At 38.3% G+C, this 19092-nt stretch carries 16 protein-coding genes, 1 tRNA gene and 1 pseudogene; 11 read left to right on the plus strand and 7 right to left on the minus strand.

From position 1 onward, the window contains the following. Positions 1–118: 118 nt before the first annotated feature. Positions 119–409, plus strand: a complete 291-nt coding sequence (gene groES, locus H7R46_RS04250) for a co-chaperone GroES (protein WP_002120604.1) — start codon at positions 119–121, stop codon at positions 407–409. A gap of 58 nt (positions 410–467) precedes the next feature. Continuing rightward, positions 468–2102: a chaperonin GroEL gene (groL, locus tag H7R46_RS04255; RefSeq protein WP_002120607.1), complete on the plus strand. Its 1635-nt coding sequence runs from the start codon at positions 468–470 to the stop codon at positions 2100–2102. A gap of 172 nt (positions 2103–2274) precedes the next feature. Here groL and H7R46_RS04260 read toward each other — a convergent pair whose 3' ends face one another. After that, positions 2275–2649, minus strand: coding sequence for a diacylglycerol kinase (locus H7R46_RS04260; RefSeq protein WP_002118962.1), 375 nt, complete (start codon positions 2647–2649; stop codon positions 2275–2277). Positions 2650–2755: 106 nt separating this feature from the next. Here H7R46_RS04260 and H7R46_RS04265 point away from each other — a divergent pair, with 106 nt between their 5' ends. Next, complete coding sequence (locus tag H7R46_RS04265; protein WP_005067630.1) at positions 2756–3718, plus strand: MBL fold metallo-hydrolase; 963 nt, start codon at positions 2756–2758, stop codon at positions 3716–3718. Between the two features lie 45 nt (positions 3719–3763). Here H7R46_RS04265 and H7R46_RS04270 read toward each other — a convergent pair whose 3' ends face one another. Continuing rightward, complete coding sequence (locus tag H7R46_RS04270; protein ID WP_005067633.1) at positions 3764–4906, minus strand: glycerophosphodiester phosphodiesterase; 1143 nt, start codon at positions 4904–4906, stop codon at positions 3764–3766. Between the two features lie 263 nt (positions 4907–5169). Here H7R46_RS04270 and H7R46_RS04275 point away from each other — a divergent pair, with 263 nt between their 5' ends. Continuing rightward, positions 5170–8265 (plus strand): multidrug efflux RND transporter permease subunit, encoded by a 3096-nt coding sequence (locus H7R46_RS04275; RefSeq protein WP_005067635.1) that lies wholly within the window; start codon positions 5170–5172, stop codon positions 8263–8265. A gap of 73 nt (positions 8266–8338) precedes the next feature. After that, positions 8339–8917 (plus strand): DUF4112 domain-containing protein, encoded by a 579-nt coding sequence (locus tag H7R46_RS04280; RefSeq protein ID WP_005067637.1) that lies wholly within the window; start codon positions 8339–8341, stop codon positions 8915–8917. A gap of 45 nt (positions 8918–8962) precedes the next feature. On the opposite strand, the gene htpX is transcribed toward H7R46_RS04280, so the two are convergent. Both htpX and H7R46_RS04290 read right to left on the minus strand, forming a co-directional pair. Next, positions 8963–9868 carry a protease HtpX gene (htpX, locus tag H7R46_RS04285; protein WP_002118851.1) on the minus strand — a complete coding sequence of 302 codons (906 nt, stop codon included), beginning with the start codon at positions 9866–9868 and terminating at the stop codon, positions 8963–8965. A 443-nt stretch (positions 9869–10311) separates the two neighbouring features. Continuing rightward, positions 10312–10987, minus strand: a pseudogene (locus H7R46_RS04290) (lytic transglycosylase domain-containing protein); the annotation flags it as partial. Positions 10988–11489: 502 nt separating this feature from the next. Between H7R46_RS04290 and ttcA the strand changes: the two are divergent. Further along, positions 11490–12395, plus strand: a complete 906-nt coding sequence (gene ttcA, locus H7R46_RS04295) for a tRNA 2-thiocytidine(32) synthetase TtcA (protein WP_002118895.1) — start codon at positions 11490–11492, stop codon at positions 12393–12395. 204 nt (positions 12396–12599) lie between these two features. Then, positions 12600–12983 (plus strand): SCP2 sterol-binding domain-containing protein, encoded by a 384-nt coding sequence (locus H7R46_RS04300; RefSeq protein WP_002118641.1) that lies wholly within the window; start codon positions 12600–12602, stop codon positions 12981–12983. Positions 12984–13073: 90 nt separating this feature from the next. Here H7R46_RS04300 and H7R46_RS04305 read toward each other — a convergent pair whose 3' ends face one another. After that, on the minus strand, positions 13074–14186 hold the full coding sequence (locus tag H7R46_RS04305) for a transglycosylase SLT domain-containing protein (RefSeq protein ID WP_005067642.1): 1113 nt from the start codon (positions 14184–14186) through the stop codon (positions 13074–13076). Positions 14187–14558: 372 nt separating this feature from the next. Between H7R46_RS04305 and greB the strand changes: the two genes are divergently transcribed. Further along, positions 14559–15053 carry a transcription elongation factor GreB gene (greB, locus tag H7R46_RS04310; RefSeq protein WP_002118865.1) on the plus strand — a complete coding sequence of 165 codons (495 nt, stop codon included), beginning with the start codon at positions 14559–14561 and terminating at the stop codon, positions 15051–15053. 89 nt (positions 15054–15142) lie between these two features. Then, a tRNA-Ser gene (locus H7R46_RS04315) sits at positions 15143–15232 on the plus strand. Between the two features lie 104 nt (positions 15233–15336). Here H7R46_RS04315 and H7R46_RS04320 read toward each other — a convergent pair. Further along, on the minus strand, positions 15337–16119 hold the full coding sequence (locus H7R46_RS04320) for an SDR family oxidoreductase (RefSeq protein ID WP_005067653.1): 783 nt from the start codon (positions 16117–16119) through the stop codon (positions 15337–15339). Continuing rightward, on the minus strand, positions 16119–16442 hold the full coding sequence (locus tag H7R46_RS04325; RefSeq protein ID WP_005067656.1) for a nuclear transport factor 2 family protein: 324 nt from the start codon (positions 16440–16442) through the stop codon (positions 16119–16121). Before H7R46_RS04325 ends, H7R46_RS04320 begins: the two co-directional genes overlap by 1 nt. Positions 16443–16549: 107 nt before the next feature. On the opposite strand from H7R46_RS04325, the gene H7R46_RS04330 reads away from it, so the two are divergent. Both H7R46_RS04330 and H7R46_RS04335 read left to right on the plus strand, forming a co-directional pair. After that, positions 16550–17452 (plus strand): LysR family transcriptional regulator, encoded by a 903-nt coding sequence (locus tag H7R46_RS04330; protein WP_005067657.1) that lies wholly within the window; start codon positions 16550–16552, stop codon positions 17450–17452. A gap of 593 nt (positions 17453–18045) precedes the next feature. After that, positions 18046–18924 carry a MetQ/NlpA family ABC transporter substrate-binding protein gene (locus H7R46_RS04335; RefSeq protein ID WP_002118503.1) on the plus strand — a complete coding sequence of 293 codons (879 nt, stop codon included), beginning with the start codon at positions 18046–18048 and terminating at the stop codon, positions 18922–18924. Positions 18925–19092: the final 168 nt, after the last annotated feature.

A 19092-nucleotide genomic window follows, 5' to 3' on the forward strand; every position in this document is an offset into this window, starting at 1 on the left:
TTTTCCCCTTGAAGCCTTTTTTTTCATCCCCACAAAAGTGACATCTAAATATTTTGTTATTGCTCTGGATTAAAGCAATAACGATTAATCAAAAAGACTTAGTCTGATGGAGTTAATTATGAGCAACATTCGTCCATTACATGATCGCGTTGTAATTCGTCGCGTAGAAGAAGAAACCAAAACTGCTGGTGGTATTTTACTTCCAGGTTCTGCTGCTGAAAAACCATCTCAAGGTGAAGTAATTGCAGTAGGTAATGGTCAAATCACTGAGAATGGCGTACGTGCTTTGGATGTTAAAGTTGGTGACAAAGTATTGTTTGGTACTTATGCAGGTACAACAGTGAAAGTAAGTGGTGAAGAACTCTTAATCATGAAAGAGTCAGACATTTTAGCTGTGTTGGAAGGCTAATCAATCCATAACTCAATTCATTATCAGATTCAGTATTTAAAAAGATTCGGAGTTTAATATGTCAGCTAAAGACGTAAAATTTGGTGATTCAGCTCGTTCAAAAATGATTGCAGGCGTAAACGTACTTGCAGATGCGGTTAAAGTGACTTTAGGCCCTAAAGGTCGTAACGTAGTAATTGACCGTTCTTTCGGTGCTCCGCACATCACTAAAGACGGCGTAACTGTTGCTAAAGAAATTTCATTAAAAGACAAGTTTGAAAACATGGGTGCTCAACTTGTTCGTGAAGTTTCTAGCAAAACTAACGATATCGCTGGTGACGGTACTACAACTGCAACTGTACTTGCTCAAGCAATTTTAAATGAAGGGATCAAATCTGTAACTGCAGGCATGAACCCAATGGATTTAAAACGTGGTATTGATATCGCAGTAAAAACTGTAGTTGAAAATATCCGTTCAAATGCAAAACCAGCTGACGATTTCAAAGCGATCGAGCAAGTAGGTTCTATCTCTGCTAACTCTGACACTACTGTTGGTAAACTTATCGCTCAAGCGATGGAAAAAGTAGGTAAAGAAGGCGTAATTACTGTAGAAGAAGGTTCTGGCTTCGAAGACGCTTTAGACGTTGTAGAAGGTATGCAGTTTGACCGTGGTTATATCTCTCCGTACTTCGCAAACAAACAAGATACTTTAACTGCTGAACTTGAAAATCCGTTCATTCTTCTTGTTGACAAGAAAATCAGCAACATCCGTGAATTGATTTCTGTTTTAGAAGCAGTTGCAAAAACTGGTAAACCACTTCTTATCATCGCTGAAGATGTTGAAGGTGAAGCGCTTGCTACACTTGTTGTAAACAACATGCGCGGTATTATCAAAGTATGTGCTGTTAAAGCTCCTGGTTTCGGTGACCGTCGTAAAGCAATGCTTCAAGACATCGCAATCTTGACTGGTGCAACTGTTATTTCTGAAGAAGTTGGTATGTCTTTAGAGCAAGCAACTCTTCAAGATTTAGGTACTGCGCACAAAATCACTGTTTCTAAAGAAAACACTGTTATTGTTGATGGTGCTGGTGATGCTGCTGGTATTGCTGAGCGTGTTCAACAAATCCGTGCTCAAATTGAAGAATCTACTTCAGAATATGACCGTGAAAAATTACAAGAACGCGTTGCTAAATTAGCAGGCGGTGTTGCTGTAATTAAAATTGGTGCAGCGACTGAAGTTGAAATGAAAGAGAAGAAAGACCGTGTAGATGACGCGCTTCATGCAACTCGTGCAGCAGTTGAAGAAGGTGTTGTTGCTGGTGGTGGTGTTGCTCTAGTACGTGCGGTTAATGCATTAGATGGCTTAAAAGGCGCTAATGAAGATCAAACAGCAGGTATCAACATTTTACGTCGTGCGATCGAAGCTCCACTTCGTCAAATCGTTGCAAATGCTGGTGATGAGCCATCTGTAGTGATCAATGCTGTTAAAGGTGGTGAAGGTAACTTTGGTTACAACGCTGCAACTGGTGAATATGGCGATATGTTAGAAATGGGTATCCTTGACCCAGCTAAAGTAACTCGTTCTGCACTTGAGCATGCAGCTTCTGTTGCTGGCTTAATGTTAACTACAGAATGTATGATTACTGACATTCCTGAAGATAAACCAGCTGTTCCAGATATGGGCGGTATGGGTGGTATGGGCGGCATGATGTAATAACGCATCAACGCTTTAACCAAAAAATCCCTGCTTATGCAGGGATTTTTTATTTTTCACGTAATTTTAAGAAATAATTAAGTTCCATTATTTATATTAAAAACAGGAACAGCAGCTAGAAGTTCCTCTTTTGTTACAACCATGCTTATTTACTTGTAGGCATGGTTTTTTTTTAGCCTAATAAAATAATTAACCATGTAATAGCAATGATAGAGAGTGCAACAAATTGGGCTGCACTTCCCATATCTTTTGCATTTTTAGAAAGCTGATGTTTTTCAAGTGAGACTCGGTCAACCACAGCCTCAATAGCAGAGTTGAATAGCTCAACGATCATTGCAAAAAGACATACAATAATCAGTAACACATGCTCACTACGGCTCACATCAAGAAAAAAACTAACCGGAATCAAAATAATGTTAATCAAAACAATTTGGCGAAAAGCTGCCTCATTTTTATAAGCTGCTTTAAATCCTGAAATAGAGTAGCCCGTTGCATTTAATATGCGCTTAAGACCGCTTTTACCCTTATAGGGAGAATAGCTATTCATATACTTATATTTCTGACACTTTTCATGCATTATATAATTTGGGTCTTAAAAAATTATTAAATCTTTTTTAAAGATTTCGACTTTATAACTCAATAGAGAAGAAAAGATGAAAAAATTATGTGTAGCGTTGGGCCTTGCAATTGGAAGCATCCATGCAAGTTATGCTGAGCCAACAGCAATCCCGCAAGTACCAGGATATTATCACCATCAATTTGGAAACTACCGCGTAACTTCTTTACTTGATGGTACGATTTATTTAAATCCTGATTTATTCAAAAATTTAAATCAGGCCCAGAAAACTAAAATCTTAACCAAATATGCTGCTGTTAATGAGAAAGGGATTCAAACCTCGGTAAATGCATTTTTAGTTGATGATGGAAAAAGTTTAACGCTTGTAGACAGTGGGGCAGCAAGTTGTTTTGGCCCGCAACTTGGCTCGATTGCAAAAAATATTGAATTGGCAGGTTATAAGCTTGCTGATGTAAAAACTGTTTTACTTACTCATCTACACCCAGACCATGTGTGTGGTATTGCTCAAAATGGAAAAGCTGTATTTCCAAATGCAACTGTATATGCACATGAGCGTGAAGCTGATTACTGGTTAAATCCAGCTTCTGAAAAAACAGTGCCAGCAGACAAAAAAGAAAATTATTTGGGCACTGTTAAAAACGTAAAAACTGCTCTTGCTCCATACCAAGCAAAAAAAGCATTCAAGACATTTAAAGATGGCGACGTCATTCAAGGTTTTGAGGTAATCGATACTCGTGGTCATACACCAGGTCATCATAGCTTCCGCTTAAAAAGTAATGATCAGCAAATTATTTTTGTTGGAGACATTGTCCACTCACATTCATTGCAATTTGATGCTCCAAAAACTGGGGTAGATTTTGATGTGAATTCTGAGCAGGCGATTAATACACGTTTAAAAATGTTTGCTGAAATTTCAAATAAGCAACAATGGGTTGCCGCACCACATTTACCATTTCCGGGCATTGGTCATGTTTATAAAGTAAATGCCGAGCAATATCAGTGGATCCCACTTTATTTTGATAATGTTGTAGAGAAATAAAAAAACAGGGCATTTATTGCCCTGTTTTTTTATTAAAAACTTTATTTATTTTGCGGTTTTTTCATAATTAATAACGGCTTCACGGCCAAGTGCCGGGTCATCTGTAAAGACTCCATCAACACCCGCTTTGAAATAGGCTTCGAACTCTTTTAAAGCACCAGATGGACAGCGCTCCGCAGGTTTATCTTGACTGCACTTTAAATGCGTTGGTAAATAATAATTTTCTGGGCGGAAAGTATAAGGATGTACTTTTAAGCCAGCTTTATGCGCATCAGAAATAAACGAAGTTGTTTGAACTGAGCCACTGTCATTAAAGTTAAGAATATAGCCTTTGCTTGGCCCTACACCGTTTGCATATTTAGCCACGTCTTTTAAGCCTTGTGCTGTGGCTAAATCGGCATAAGTTTTAGTTTCTCCCGATTCAACGAAGTCGGCTGGTTGAGAGGTTTTAGCGTCATATAATTGAATGATTTGTGCATATTTAATCGTTTTATGAAGGTCGAGCTGATCTTTTAAATATTTTAGATTACTCACTTCAAAAGACTGTAAATAGACAGGTGCAATATCACGTGTATATTCGTATTTGGCTAAGGTTTTAAGAAGGGTATCTTCCATTGCCAGTTTCTGATTTTTAAAGTAAGTCGGATGTTTGGTTTCAATATATAAACCAATAATTTTTCCCGTTTTCTTATAATTTGCTTCAGCCAGTTCAATCACTTGCTCTAGAGTCGGGACAGGGTAGAGGTCATTATAGGCTGTGTTTGCTGGTCGGAACTCTGGAATACGTTCACGCGCTTTAAGCTGCTGTAATTCACTTAAAGTGAAGTCTTCTGTAAACCAGCCTGTTAAGTCTTTACCATCAATATTTTTTGTTGTTTTACGATCTGCAAACTGGCTTAAAGTGCTTACATTGGTTGTTCCACCAATCTCATTTTCATGGCGAGTAACCAATACGCCATCTTTTGTAGAGACTAGATCAGGTTCAATGAAATCTGCGCCATCATCAATCGCTTTTTGATATGAAGCTAACGTGTGTTCAGGACGTAAAGCGCTCGCACCGCGGTGTCCTACCACTAAAATTTTAGGAAGTTGATATTCTGGTGTGGTTGGTGAGTTTTCAGTTTTATCGTCATCATTACAACCAACCAAGCTAATTAAACTTAAGCATAAAAGTGCTCTTTTAAACATAATTCTACTCATATTGTTTTAGTCGAAACGTATTTAGTCTGATGATTGAACTTGACGTGATCATGAAGAATTCATGAATTTTCAGTGACACTTGTTAAAACCTTGTTTATGGGTTTGTAGGAAATGCCAGTTCTTGCTTTGTTTTTGTTCTAATTGCATTTATTGTGTTAATTCTACTTGTCTTTTTTATATCGCTCGTTGATGATCAAGAGGGCAAATTTGGTATTGCCATCTATTAATTGACGACCTAATTCTGAGCAGCCATGCTATCTAAATTTTTTATTCAGCGTCCCATTTTTGCCAGTGTACTCGCAATTATTGTTATGGCATTTGGTATTTTCTCGGTGCTGAATTTACCCGTAGAGCGCTATCCTGATATTGCCCCTCCTAAAATTACAGTATCGGCAAGTTATAGTGGTGCGGATGCGCAAACGGTTGAGCAAAGTGTTACTCAGATTTTAGAACAACAAATACAAGGTATTGATAATTTACTTTATTTCAGCTCTACCAGTGATTCATCAGGACGTAGCCGAATTACCATTAGCTTTGATAATGGCACAAATCCAGATACAGCACAGGTCCAAGTACAAAATAGTATTAGCGGCGTCATAAGACGTTTACCCGATGAAGTACAACGCCAAGGGGTGACCGTGAGTAAGTCACTCGGCGATACTTTTATGGTGGTAGGCTTATATGACTCAACTGGTAAATCGGGCAATATTGAGCTATCGGACTATTTAACTACGCATGTGGTAGATGACCTGAACCGTATTGAAGGGGTGGGTGAGTCTGATGTTTTCGGTTCGCAATATGCTATGCGAATCTGGCTAAATCCAGAGAAATTAAAACAATATAATTTAATGCCAAGTGATGTAGCGAATGCAATCACTGCTCAAAATACACAAGTTGCCGCAGGTGCAATCGGTGATTTACCCGTCATTGATGGACAATATTTAAATACGAAAGTCACCGCAGGATCTCGACTAAAAACAGTCGAAGATTTTAAAAATATTGTAGTGAAAGCAAATCAAACAGCGAGCTATGTCTACTTAAAAGATATTGCTAGAGTGGAGTTGGGTGCAGAAAATTATCAGTCTTTTAATACTATTAATGGCTATCCAGCCGCTGGTTTAGGCATTTCACTATCTTCTGGTGCAAACGCGATTCAGACCTCGAAACTCATCCATCAAACTCTAGATCAGCTTACAACTAAGCTACCTGCGGGCTATATAATTGTTTATCCACGAGATAATACGCCGTTTGTTCAAGAGTCTATTAAGGAAGTTGTAAAGACGCTTATTGAAGCTATTATTTTAGTTATTTTGGTGATGTTCCTGTTCTTGCAAAGCTGGCGCGCCACACTCATTCCAAGTATTACCGTTCCTGTTGTTATTTTAGGAACTTTTGCTGTTTTATATGTGCTCGGTTTTAGTATTAACACCTTGACGCTGTTTGCATTGGTGCTCGCCATTGGTTTGCTGGTAGATGATGCGATTGTGGTCGTTGAGAATGTTGAACGGCTCATGCATGAACAGCATTTAACGCCGAAAGAAGCAGCCATTGAGTCGATGGGAGAAATTAGTGGTGCCTTAGTCGGAATTACATTGGTTTTAACTGCTGTTTTTATTCCAATGTCGTTTTTAGGTGGTTCAATTGGCGTGATTTACCGTCAGTTTTCCATTACTTTGGTTGCCGCTATGGCGTTATCACTCGTCGTGGCATTAGTCTTAACACCGGCTTTATGTGCCTTAATTTTAAAACCCAATCCAGAGCCTATGCGCTGGGCAGTTTGGTTTAACAGAAAAATTGATCAACTTAAAAATCAATATATAAAAATCGTCCAAACAAGCATTCGGTACAGTAAATCGGTTATCGTGATTTTTGTGGCTTTGATTGCTGTTTTTGCACTGTTCTATAGTGGTTTGAAAAGTGGATTTATTCCTAAAGAAGACCAAGGCATTTTAAGTGTTCAAATTAAACTTGTTGATAGCGCTCCAATCTCGCAAAGTCAGAAAATTGGAGAACAAGTCCGCCAATATTTCTTAACTCAAGAAGATAAGAATGTGGATCTGGTTTTGATTCGCTATGGCCGAAATTATTCTGGTACAGGCCAGAACTTGGCTCAAGGATTTATTGCCTTAAAACCTTGGGATGTACGTACAGGTAAAGAAAATTCGGCTGACGCTATTCAAAAGCGTGCGATGAAGTATTTTAGTCAATTTAGTAATGCACAAATTAATGTGACATTGCCTGCTTCGGTCAATGGTTTGGGCCAAACTGATGGGTTGGATTTATGGATTCAAGATTTAAATGGGCAAGGGCAAGATTTTCTAGATAACACTTTCCTCCAGTTGCAAACACAGAGCAAAAACTATTCAAGTTTTGAAAACTTTGATAAGCAATCCACTAACAGTAAAGCAAACCTCAATATCAAAATTGATCAGAAACAAGCATTAGCAAATGGATTAGAACTACCCGCGATTAACAACACTTTGTCGAGTGCATGGGGTGGAACCTATGTGAATGACTTTATTGACCGTGGTCGTATCAAGCGCGTTATGATTCAAGGTGATGCCCAGTTCAGATCAAAACCGGAAGATTTATATAATTGGTCTGTGCGTAACAACCAAAATGAAATGGTGCCTTTTAGTTCATTTGCTAACTTTAGCTGGGGCGGCGCTCCTGAAATCGTAAAGCGCTATATGGGTTATAGTGCCTTGCAGTTACAGGCAGATGTTGCGAGTGGCAGCAGTTCAGGTCAGGCAATGAAAGATGTTGAACAACTTGTAAATCAGCAAAAGGATGTTGGCTTGGCGTGGACAGGTCTATCTTTTGAAGAGCAGAAGTCGACAAATCAGGCCGTCTGGTTATATTTAATTTCGGCAGGCTTTATTTTCTTATGTTTAGCTGCTCTATATGAAAGCTTGAGTATTCCAGCCGCTGTAATGACCTCTATTCCGTTAGGTGTTGGAGGAAGTGTCATTTTCTCTTATATTTTCGGACTACCCAATGATGTGTATTTCCAGATCGCACTGTTAACCACGATTGGCTTGTCATGTAAAAATGCAATTTTAATTGTTGAGTTTGCTGCTTTGGCTCAGGAAAAAGGTAAGAGTGCAATTGAAGCAGCTTTAGAAGGGGCGAGCTTACGTTTAAGACCGATTTTAATGACATCTTTGGCTTTTGGTGCAGGAGTGATTCCTCTTGTATTTGCACAAGGTGCAGGAGCTGTAAGCCGTCAAGAAATCGGTATTAGTATTTTAGGTGGGGTTATGTTTGGTACAGTACTGGTTCTTTTCTTTATTCCCGTCATGTACGTGTTGCTGCGTTCATTGTTTAGATCGAAAACTACTAGTTAAAAGTAAACGATTTAAAAAGAGGTATTAAATCAAGTATATTAAGATTAACTTTCTCTTTATATATTTGATTTAGATGCCTCAAGAAAAAAAATTAACAGAGCAACAGGTCATCGCACTAGAACGAGATCTGGCTAAGTTTGCAACCATGATGGATAGTGCGGTTCGCATTCCTTTTACAAAGCAAGGTATTGGTGCCGATGCTGCGCTCAGTACTATTCCAATTGCAGGTGATGTCGCTGGTTTCGCATTGACCTGTTATGCCATCTATAAAGCCAAACAAATTGGTGTGCCTCAACATAAGTTGACTCCAGTCATCAAACTAGCAGTTGTAGATGCTGTAGTCGGATTTGTTCCAGTGGCTGGGACTATTTTTGATATTTTTATAAGACCAAGTCGAAAAGCACTAGATGTAGTTCATACGCATATACGCGAAGAATATGCGATTCAAAGTGATATTCATGTCGTTCATCCGTACTTACATGAAAAGCTCGAAAAGAAGCAACAGAACTCAGCTTTCTGGCGCAATCCTGTTGTCAGTTGGTTATGGTTGCATATACCCGATTTAGTAGGTGCGCTTGTACTGCTTTTAATTGGTTTAGCTGTTTGGTGGGGAGCAAGCTATCTTTGGAGTCTCTATCAAACCATGCAATAAAAAATAAAGCCTCCATTTGGAGGCTTTATTTTTACATTAAACGTTTTATGGGCAATCTAATTGATGTAAAGCTGCCACACGTTGTTCAATTGTTGGGTGGGTTTGGAACAAAGCAGCTAAGCTGAAACCTTGTTCTTTACCTTCCGCAATTGCGAAGGCTTTCATTTCTTTTGGCATTTGATCTGGCATTTCTGTCTCAGCTTGGAGACGTAATAATGCAGAAATCATTGCTTGTTTACCTGCTAAACGTGCACCTGCTTCATCAGCACGGTATTCACGATAACGAGAGAACCACATCACAATGGCAGAAGCGAGAATACCAAAGACGATATCCAATACCATGGTAATAATGAAGTAACCCATACCTGGGGCTTCATCGTCTTGACGACCAAAGACATTACGGTCGATAAAGTCACCAACTACACGAGCAAAGAACATAACAAAGGCGTTCACAACACCTTGGATGAGCGCTAGGGTAACCATGTCACCATTCGCAACGTGACCAATCTCGTGCGCAAGCACAGCACGTAGCTCATCTTTGTTCATACGTTCAAGTAGACCAGATGAAACGGCAACTAAGGCATCATTTTTGTTCCAGCCTGTTGCAAAGGCATTGGATTGATATGATGGAAAAATACCAACCTCTGGCATGTTGATACCAGCACGTTGAGAAAGTTCAGCGACTGTTTGCAATAACCAGCTTTCAGCTTGGTTACGAGGAGCATTCGGGTCGATCAGTTCTGTACCGGTCGTTTTCTTAGCCATCCATTTTGACATGAATAACGAGATTAAAGATCCCACCATACCAAACACAAAACAGATCACTAAAAGGTTGCCTAGATTCAAGCCACCCGCGCCATGGTAACTACCGACACCGAAGAGTGACAAAATAATGCCAGCTACAACCAGTACCGCGAGGTTGGTAAGCAAAAACAAACCAATCCGCATCATTGAGAAAATCCTCTTATAAATAAAATGTTATCTGATTTAAAAATTCGAAATCATGAAGCTAATATGCGGGGCTTGGGGGAAAAATTCAAGAAAAAAATAAGGAATTGATACATTCTTTCATTTAGCAGAATGTGCCTAAATTTAAAGAATAATTGGCTAAATTCGTCAAAATGGTAAAGATCAGGTAATAGATCATTACAATTTAAAACATCTGAACTTACCTAAATAGAACTGCGAGCCGCCGTTCTTCTTTACTGTTTATTCAATTCGTATATGGGCAATTGCGGTGGCATTATTGGTGACATAAGTGCCTGTTGGTGCATCGGTATAGGTACCGTCAGATAAAGTCACGATTTGACGAGAAGATGAATATTTAGGTGATTGAGTCGTAATTTGAGCTGTTGTGTTTTCTGCCAAATTAGAAGGATGTGAAACGGTTTGTACTGAAGCATTAGTAAAAGATGAAAAACCTGAACCCGATGCATATAGGTTTTGGTATCGACTTGTTACACGGCGCACATAATCTTGTGTTTCACGAAAAGGGGGAATACCGCCATATTTGTCGACATTACCTTCACCGGCATTGTAAGCCGCAAGCGCCATTTGTGTGTTTCCATTAAAACGCTTGAGTAACCAGCTTAAATATTTAGCGCCTGCAAAAATATTTTGTTGCGGGTCATAGGCGTTAGAGACATTAAAACGACGTGCAGTCGCAGGCATTAACTGCATTAAGCCTTGAGCACCTACTGGCGAACGAGCTCTTACGTTAAATCCTGACTCGGTGTGCATAACGGCTTTAATTAAACCTTCTGAAACACCATGTTGTTGTGCAGCTTGTCTAATAATGTGGTCGAAAGCATTCTTATTTTTATTGTAGCTTGGCAGAACAGAAGCTTCTGATGCTCCCCAGTTTGTATAACTGTGAATATTACTATCAGGATAATAGGTCACTTTTACTTTTTTAAGAGAGTGGTCATAGCTTTTTCGGTTGGTGAGTAATGTACTACCGTTTTTATCTTGGTAAATATACATTTGACCCGCTGAACTCGAAGTTGTACCGACCGTAAAAGTGGTCATCCCCAGCAAACAAGAAACAAGAAATTGAACCGAATTTTTCATTTTATGTTATTCACAATTTTTAGGTACTCAAAACTTGGAAAAGAGTTTATCAAAAAATATTACTTAAAGAAGATTTGTGTAATTTTTTTATTTCGACTCTTTCAAAAAATCAAGCTGATTTGTTCGAATGCTCATCAAAAAAATTAAAAATTTTTTTTAAAATGATTCTATTGACATGGTTAACATGTTGATTATTAATAATAAAAAACATTGGTTAAAAAATGATCAATTTAAATAAAACCCTTAATAGAAGGCCAAAACAGTTTGTCAAGTAGGAAGAAATCCACAATTTTATCCACAGGTTTTGTGGAAAACTGTGGAAAAGTCCAAAAAGTAAGCATTTTGCACAAATTTTGAACGCTTCAGTCAAAATAGAGCATGTGTTTTGCATCATGCACGAGCAATGTGACGACTTCAAGAATTGAAACTATTCTTTTGATGCGATTCTCTTCTGAATCATATAAAATTGCGCGGTATTTTTATTTATGGGTATATCTCGTCTATGTACGCGCCAGTTGAGTCCAATCAGGGATTTAATTTTAAGCCTGAACTTCCAACAAGCTCGGCCTATTACCGTTTGCTCAAGAAGCTTCGCCGTCAAGTTGGGCATGCTATTCGTGACTTCAATATGATTGAAGATGGCGATAAGGTCATGGTGTGTGTGTCTGGTGGTAAAGACAGTTATACCTTGCTCGATATTTTGTTGCAGTTTAAGCGTATTGCACCAATCAATTTTGAGGTGGTTGCGGTTAACCTCGACCAAAAACAACCAGGCTTTCCTGAAGATGTTTTGCCTCGTTATATGGAAGAGAACAACATTCCATATTACATTTTAGAAAAAGACACCTATACCATTACTAAACGCTTAACGCCGGAAGGTAAAACCTACTGTGCAGTATGTTCACGTTTACGCCGTGGTTCTTTATATGGCTTTGCACAAGAGATTGGTGCCACTAAAGTTGCTTTAGGTCACCACCGTGATGACATCATTGCAACATTCTTCTTGAATTTGTTCCATGGCGGTAGCTTAAAGGCGATGCCTCCAAAGCTTTTATCGTCAGATAAAAAGAACATTTTGATTCGTCCTTTGGCATATGTTGAAGAAAAAGACATTATTAAATATGCCGAGATTCGTCAGTTCCCAATCATTCCATGTAACCTTTGTGGTTCGCAGGAAAACCTACAGCGTGCCATGCTTAATGAAATGCTACGTGAATGGGATAAACAATATCCGAAGCGCTTACACAGCATTTTCGGGGCATTACAAAACGTATCGCCGTCTCAGTTAGCAGACCGCGAATTATTTGATTTCGAGGCTCTAGATTCTCAGCGCGAGTTGGATATTAAAGATCCGGAAGAGCTTAAGAACCGTTTAGATGTCGTGAACTTAAGCTTCGCTGCTGAATAAACGCTAGCATAAAGAATGTTAAAGGCACTTTATAAACAAGTGCCTTTAATGTATCAAAATACTAAAAAATGAATGTTCCGTACAAAAAGTCATAGCCCAAAATTTAAATTACATGCTATAACAAGCCACAAGCAGAATTGCTTCACATGATGTTGTCTGGATAGACAACCAGAGAAATTGAACAAATAAATTTGAGGAAGAATCATGCCTGCATTTTTAACTGAAGATTGGTTTGCGACTGTCGAAAAATTAACTGCTGAAGCAGGTGATCTTAATTTGCCGCCCGCTCTTGCGAACTTGGCAATTAATTTAGTAGTTACAGATGCTTCTGGAAATACCGAATTAGCTTTAGATGGGGGTAAAATCCAAAAAGGTTTGTCTTCAAATGCCAAAACAACTTTAAATATGGATGCTGAAACTTTACGTAAAGTATTCTTAGAGTTTGATATGGCTGCTGCTATGCAGGCATTCATGACTGGTAAAATTAAAGTTCAAGGCGACATGTCTCAATTAATGGCTTTACAAACAGCTAAGCCAAGCCAAGAACAAAAAGATTTGTTTAAGAAAGTATTAGAGCATACTGCTTAAATCTAAAAGAATTCATATAAAAAGCTTACCCAAAGAGGTAAGCTTTTTATTTGTACAAACAATGAATTTATCAACTTTTAAAAATAAAAATTAGATATTGATTCGTGTTTGCGCCGTTTTGATATGTTCAAGATAAGCACGGATACGAGTGACATATTGAACTGCTTGCTTATATCGACCATTTCGCGTTTTATTACTTTGCAAATAGTCATAGAGATTGACCCATTTGTTCGGATCTTTTCCTTGAGATTGCAAGCGCTTCTGAATCTGACTTACCGCACCCGGTCCCATGTTATATGCTACCAGCGCATACCAGTTTCGATCAGGGAACGGAATATTATCAAATTCAGTTAGCATCAGATCGTAATACTTCGCGCCGCCCTGAATACTCTGAGCAGGATCGCTACGATTGCTTACACCCATTGCTCGAGCAGTGCTATTGGTTAGCATCATTAAGCCACGCACACCTGTGGGAGAAACAGATTCTGGCTTTAAATATGATTCTTGATAACCAATTGCAGCAAGTAAATGCCAATCTAGATCATACTTCGCTGCGCTTTGTTTAAAGCTCGCTTTGTAAATCGGTAAACGTGTGCTTAAGTCACGTTGAATGGTTGACCATGCTTCTGGTTTCACCACATTGCGGTTATAAAAAGAGGCAAGCTGTTGGGTCACACCATTTTGCTTACTTTGGCATACAAAGCCGCTGGCGGTCTGTGTGAGTGGGTCATCAGCCTGTTTAAATACCCAACTTAACTCAGGATTTAAGCCATTTTTTTGCAAATTTGCTGTGTCACCACAACTTGCAGAAAACGACATTAAACCTTTGTTTTCGATTGTGCTTAAACCTGCTGTAGTCATCGCAAAGTTTGCTTTACCTTGCTGAACCCATCTAAGTGCAGTGGCATTGTCTGCCACGATTTTAAAGTCCAGCTTTACATTTAGGTTCTGTGCATAGTTACGTGCTAGGTCATAACCAAAACCGTGTAAAAACTGATCTTCTTTGAAAACGGTTGTCGGGCTTTCTACCGCAACAACAGTTAAAGTGTTTGTGTTAACTACAGTATTGTACTGTAGGGTTTTTCCTGCATTAAGACTATGAAATGGGAGAAATATAGTACTGAGTGCAAGAGCTTTTAACGGGAGAGAAGAAAATAAAGAGTTAAGGCAAAGCCTCGACCCAGAACTTGAATTACTGTGCATGTTGTCTCCGCTACAGATAATTTATGCCCTAAAAGTCAGACAAAAAGCTGCCATAACTTCTAAAAGTTGATAAATTCAATAAGGGGTGGGCAGTCATGACGTCATTCAAAATGACATGAAATGAAAAAAACAAACTGTGTAGAAAATCTACATAGTTTTCGAGTGGGTTAAAAAATGCTCAACATTTAAACTGCGCGCATCATAATATTGAAAAAAAGTAATGTCAAATTTTGTACAATTAAAACTTCGATATATCATCATAAACACATGAATTTCTTAAGGAAGAAAATTTATACACTTCTGATGTGAGAAAATAGGGTATAAAATGCTACATCTTGTAAGCGATATGTTGTTGAACAGTGGTTTTTTATCATGAAATCTAACTTAATCACTCGGTCAGGGCATGACAAATTAGTTGCTGAATTAAAACAACTTTGGCATGAAGAACGACCGGAAATCACCAAAAAAGTAAACTGGGCTGCAAGCTTAGGTGACCGCAGTGAAAACGCGGATTATCAATATAATAAGCAGCTCCTCAGAAAAATTGATCGACGCGTACGCTATTTAGGAAAACGCTTAGAAGAATTAAAAATTGTTGATTACTCTCCTGAGCAAGACGGCAAAGTTTATTTTGGCGCTTGGGTCGAGATTGAAAACGAAGAAGGTGAGCAAAAAACTTTACGTATTGTTGGAATTGATGAAATTTATGATCATCACCCGCAGCATATCTCGATTGAGTCACCTATGGCTCGCGCATTGCTCGGCAAAGAAGTTGATGATGAGATTGAAGTACACACGCCATCTGGAAAAAAGCTGTGGTATATCAATACAATTCGCTATGAAAAGACAGAAAACTCAGAAATTTAAATAGATTTGTGTTTATTTTGAGCGGTTGAATTAAAAATTAAATAAAAGATTTGCCAACTTCAATTTTTATTTATATTATAGCGCTCGTTGGAAGCGTGGCAGAGCGGTTTAATGCACCGGTCTTGAAAACCGACGAGGGTGTGAGTCCTCCGTGAGTTCGAATCTCACCGCTTCCGCCAGATTCTTAAAAGGCCCTTGTTAATGACAAGGGCCTTTTTTTACCTATAATTTTAAACTGCTCAAGTGAAGAAAAAATATAATATGGCGTGATTCAACATAACTATTAAACAGTAGGAATTGTTCCACCATCAATCACATATTCAGTACCTGTAATTGCAGATGCACGCGATGATGCCAAAAACGCGATAAGATTTGCTATTTCATCTGGTTTAGCTGGTCGTCCCATAGGAATTCCTCCGATTGAATCCATAACTATCTGTTTACCACCTTCATAATCTGTGCCAGCTTGTAAAGCCAGTCGCTCTGCAAGAGGAATAGACGCCTCTGTTTCAATCCATCCTGGCGAGACTTGAACAACCCGAATACCTTTGGGGGATATTTCTTTTGACAGGCTTTTACTATAAGTCGCTAGTGCTGCTTTTGTAGCAGCATAAGCTGTCGTGGCTTCAGGTAAAGGAAGTGAGCGTTGTATAGACGTAACGTGGATTACTACACCTTGGCTTTGCTGAATCATATCGGGAATTAATTGACGATCAATACGTATTGCAGGCATCAGATTTAGGTGAAGCTCTTTGTACCATTCTTCATCGGTCAATGCTGCAAATCCTCCCGCTGGTGCAGATGATCCACCAAGCATGTGTACAATGATATCTACACCACCTAATAACTCTTGTACTGCTTGAACGACAGCTTCACAACCTTCTCGAGTTGTGAGATCAGCAGAAACAAAATGTACATTATTCGGTAAATAATCTGGTTGAGTTCTAGCAGTGGTTAGTACTGTTGCGCCAAGCTCATTGAATAATTTAACGGTGGCAGCACCAGTACCCTTTGTACCCGCCGTGATTAAGGCACGTTTTCCTTTTAAAGTAATAAAATCTTCCATTAATAAATACTCAATTTAACAACTTTGTCATTTTCAAGTGTGAACTGAAAATTAAGTTTCACAGGACTATTTGGAAAGTTGCCACTCCCTTGTGTTAAAACCGTGCTGATATGACCCGTATTAGAAACATCAATAATTTCAAGTGAGTACTGGTATTTTTCTTTCATTGCCAGCAACCATGTACGAATTTCCACAATTCCTCTGTATAGACTGCCATCGTCTTCAACAATGGCAGATTCAGAAAAAATATGGTTCAAAGCATCTACGTCGTTCGCTTGATCAGCATCAAAGTATGCGCTAACCACTTCTGGTATATTTTTCATGAGTCTCTCTTTTTGAATGATCCTAATCGATGTTTAAAATTTTATAATTTGACGATTGTCCTAACAATCCGTATAAAATGGGATGTTTAGTTGAATAAATCAGGATAATGGAACGAGCAAATCTAAATGATTTAAAAGCAGTAATGGCAATCGCTAAGCGAGGAACTTTTCGTGGAGCTGCGATCGAACTCGGTATGTCAACAACCGCATTAAGTCATGCAATCGGAAAGTTAGAGGGAAATCTGGGTGTTCGCCTGTTTAATCGGACAACACGTAGTGTCTCATTGACAGAGGCTGGCAGACTTTTTGTGGAACAAGTGGGGCCTGCACTTCAGAATATTCATAGCGCGTTAGATATTGTACGTTCGCAGAGAGAATCGCCGTCAGGTACATTAAGAATCAATGCAGCTGCATTTGCAGCGAGAGAAATTATTTCTCCTGTGATTATCGAATTTCTTCGACGTTACCCAGAAATGAATATTGATTTGGTCACTGAGGGTAAACTTGTTGACATTATTGCTGATGGTTTTGATTTAGGCATTCGGGTCGCACATCTTGTTCCAAGTGATATGATTGCAGTGTCCCTTGGTAAACTTCAGAAATATGTAGTTGTTGGTTCACCTGAATATTTTGAGCGTTATGGGAAGCCACAAATACCAACAGATCTTTTTAGACATAAATGTATTCGTGTACGTTTACCTGGTGGTGCACTATTTCGCTGGAAATTTGAAAAAAATGGAGAAATTATTCAAATTGATGTGCAAGGACCAATTACCCTTGATGAAGCAAGCTTATCAAGAGCAGCAGTATTAGAGAGCATTGGCCTAGGATACTTTATGGAACAGGATGTTCGTACTGAAATTGAGTCAGGTCAACTTGTTTCTGTATTGGACGATTGGATGCCTTGTATGTCTGGTCTTTGTTTATATTATTCAGGAAGACGTAATCAATCTGCTGGTTTAAAAGCCTTCCTTGCCCTAGTTCGTGAAGTAGCCCTGAATAATGAGTAATTTGTTGTATATGAATTTTGAGTATTAGAATTATAAAAAGCTAGATTGTGCAGGATGAAGTTGGATGATTTTTAATTTAATTTTTTGAAATATATAATTTTATTTTTGAGCCATATCAGAAGAGTTACATAAAAAAACTGCTTCCGCCAGATTCTTAAAAGCCCTTGTTAATGACAAGGGCTTTTTTTATACCTAGTGTCTACATTACAGTAAGATTTAGCTTAAATACTGCTAACAAATCCTGAAAATTTCATATAAATCAAATAAGTATATATTTTAATCAAAATTACTATATTTATATAATATATTTTTTATTTTCAATATCTTACCAATTAAGCTTCTATATATCAGAATCGAACAAGTTATTTGTAGAATATTCATTTATTGATATATGATGAGCCAATATTTAGAAACTGTTTCAAAACATAATTCTATTGTTCAGCGAGCAAGTTCAAGGAAGGAATGATGCTGAATTCAGTTTTCTAAACCCGATATCTGGAAATTATTTCCGCCCCAAAATTGTATTTTGACCCATTGGTTGGCAATGCCTGACTCTTTTGTAAGATAGGCGTTTCCTATTTTAGGATGTATCTATGAAAAAATTATTTAGTGTTTTGTTCAGCGCATCTGTTCTAACACTGACGGCATGTAATAAAGAACCTGCAAAAACTGAAAATACAGCATCAGCTAAAGACAAAACTGAGTCAGTACGAACTATTAAACTGGTTTCTACAGGTTCAGACACTGACGTATGGAAATATGTTGCAACGCTTCCTGAAACTGCTCAAGCGGGCATTAAACTCGAAGTGACTAACCTGACAGACTATGTTGTATTGAATACATCTGTAGCAAGTGGCGAACAAGACGTAAATGCGTTCCAGTCATTTAACTATTTGGCAGCTTATAACTCTTCAAATACAGCTAAAGTTGCTGCTGTTGCGACAACTTACTTAGAGCCAATGGGTATTTATGCAAATAAAGTTAAATCTGTTGAAGAGTTCCCACAAGGCGCAACTATCGCGATTCCAAACGATACTGCCAATGAAGCGCGCGCTTTAACATTATTACAGTCTGCTAAACTGATTAAACTCAAACCAGACTTTGACCCTGTAAAAGGGACGACCAATGACGTCGTTGAAAATCCTAAAAACTTACAATTAAAACCAATTCAAATGACTACAGCCGTTCGTGTTAAAAACGATGTAGACGCGATTGTGTTGGGTAATACATTGGCACTTGAGGGTGGCCTCAATGTAATGAAAGATTCTATCTTCCGTGAGCCTATTGACCAATCTACAAAGCTTTATGTGAATTTGTTGGGTGTTGCTGAAGCAAACAAAAACGACCCGATCTATACAAAACTTGGTGAACTTTACCACTTACCTAAAGTTCAAAAGTTTGTGAGCGAAAAATTCGGTGGCACAAAAGTTGAAGTGAACAAACCTGTTTCTGAATTTGCAGACATCAAATAAGTAATTTTTTAATTTAAAATTATTTTTAAAAGCTAAGTCTCGGTAATAGGGGCTTAGCTTTTGTTTTATTTATTTTTAAAGGAAATCCAAAGTTATCGGAACTAGATTTATATTAATTTTAGAAGACTAGCTATCAAATAATTCTTAGCATACTTAACTTATTGTCTC

Source organism: Acinetobacter sp. BEC1-S18-ESBL-01 (genome assembly GCF_014169935.1).
Taxonomy (GTDB): domain Bacteria; phylum Pseudomonadota; class Gammaproteobacteria; order Pseudomonadales; family Moraxellaceae; genus Acinetobacter; species Acinetobacter pittii.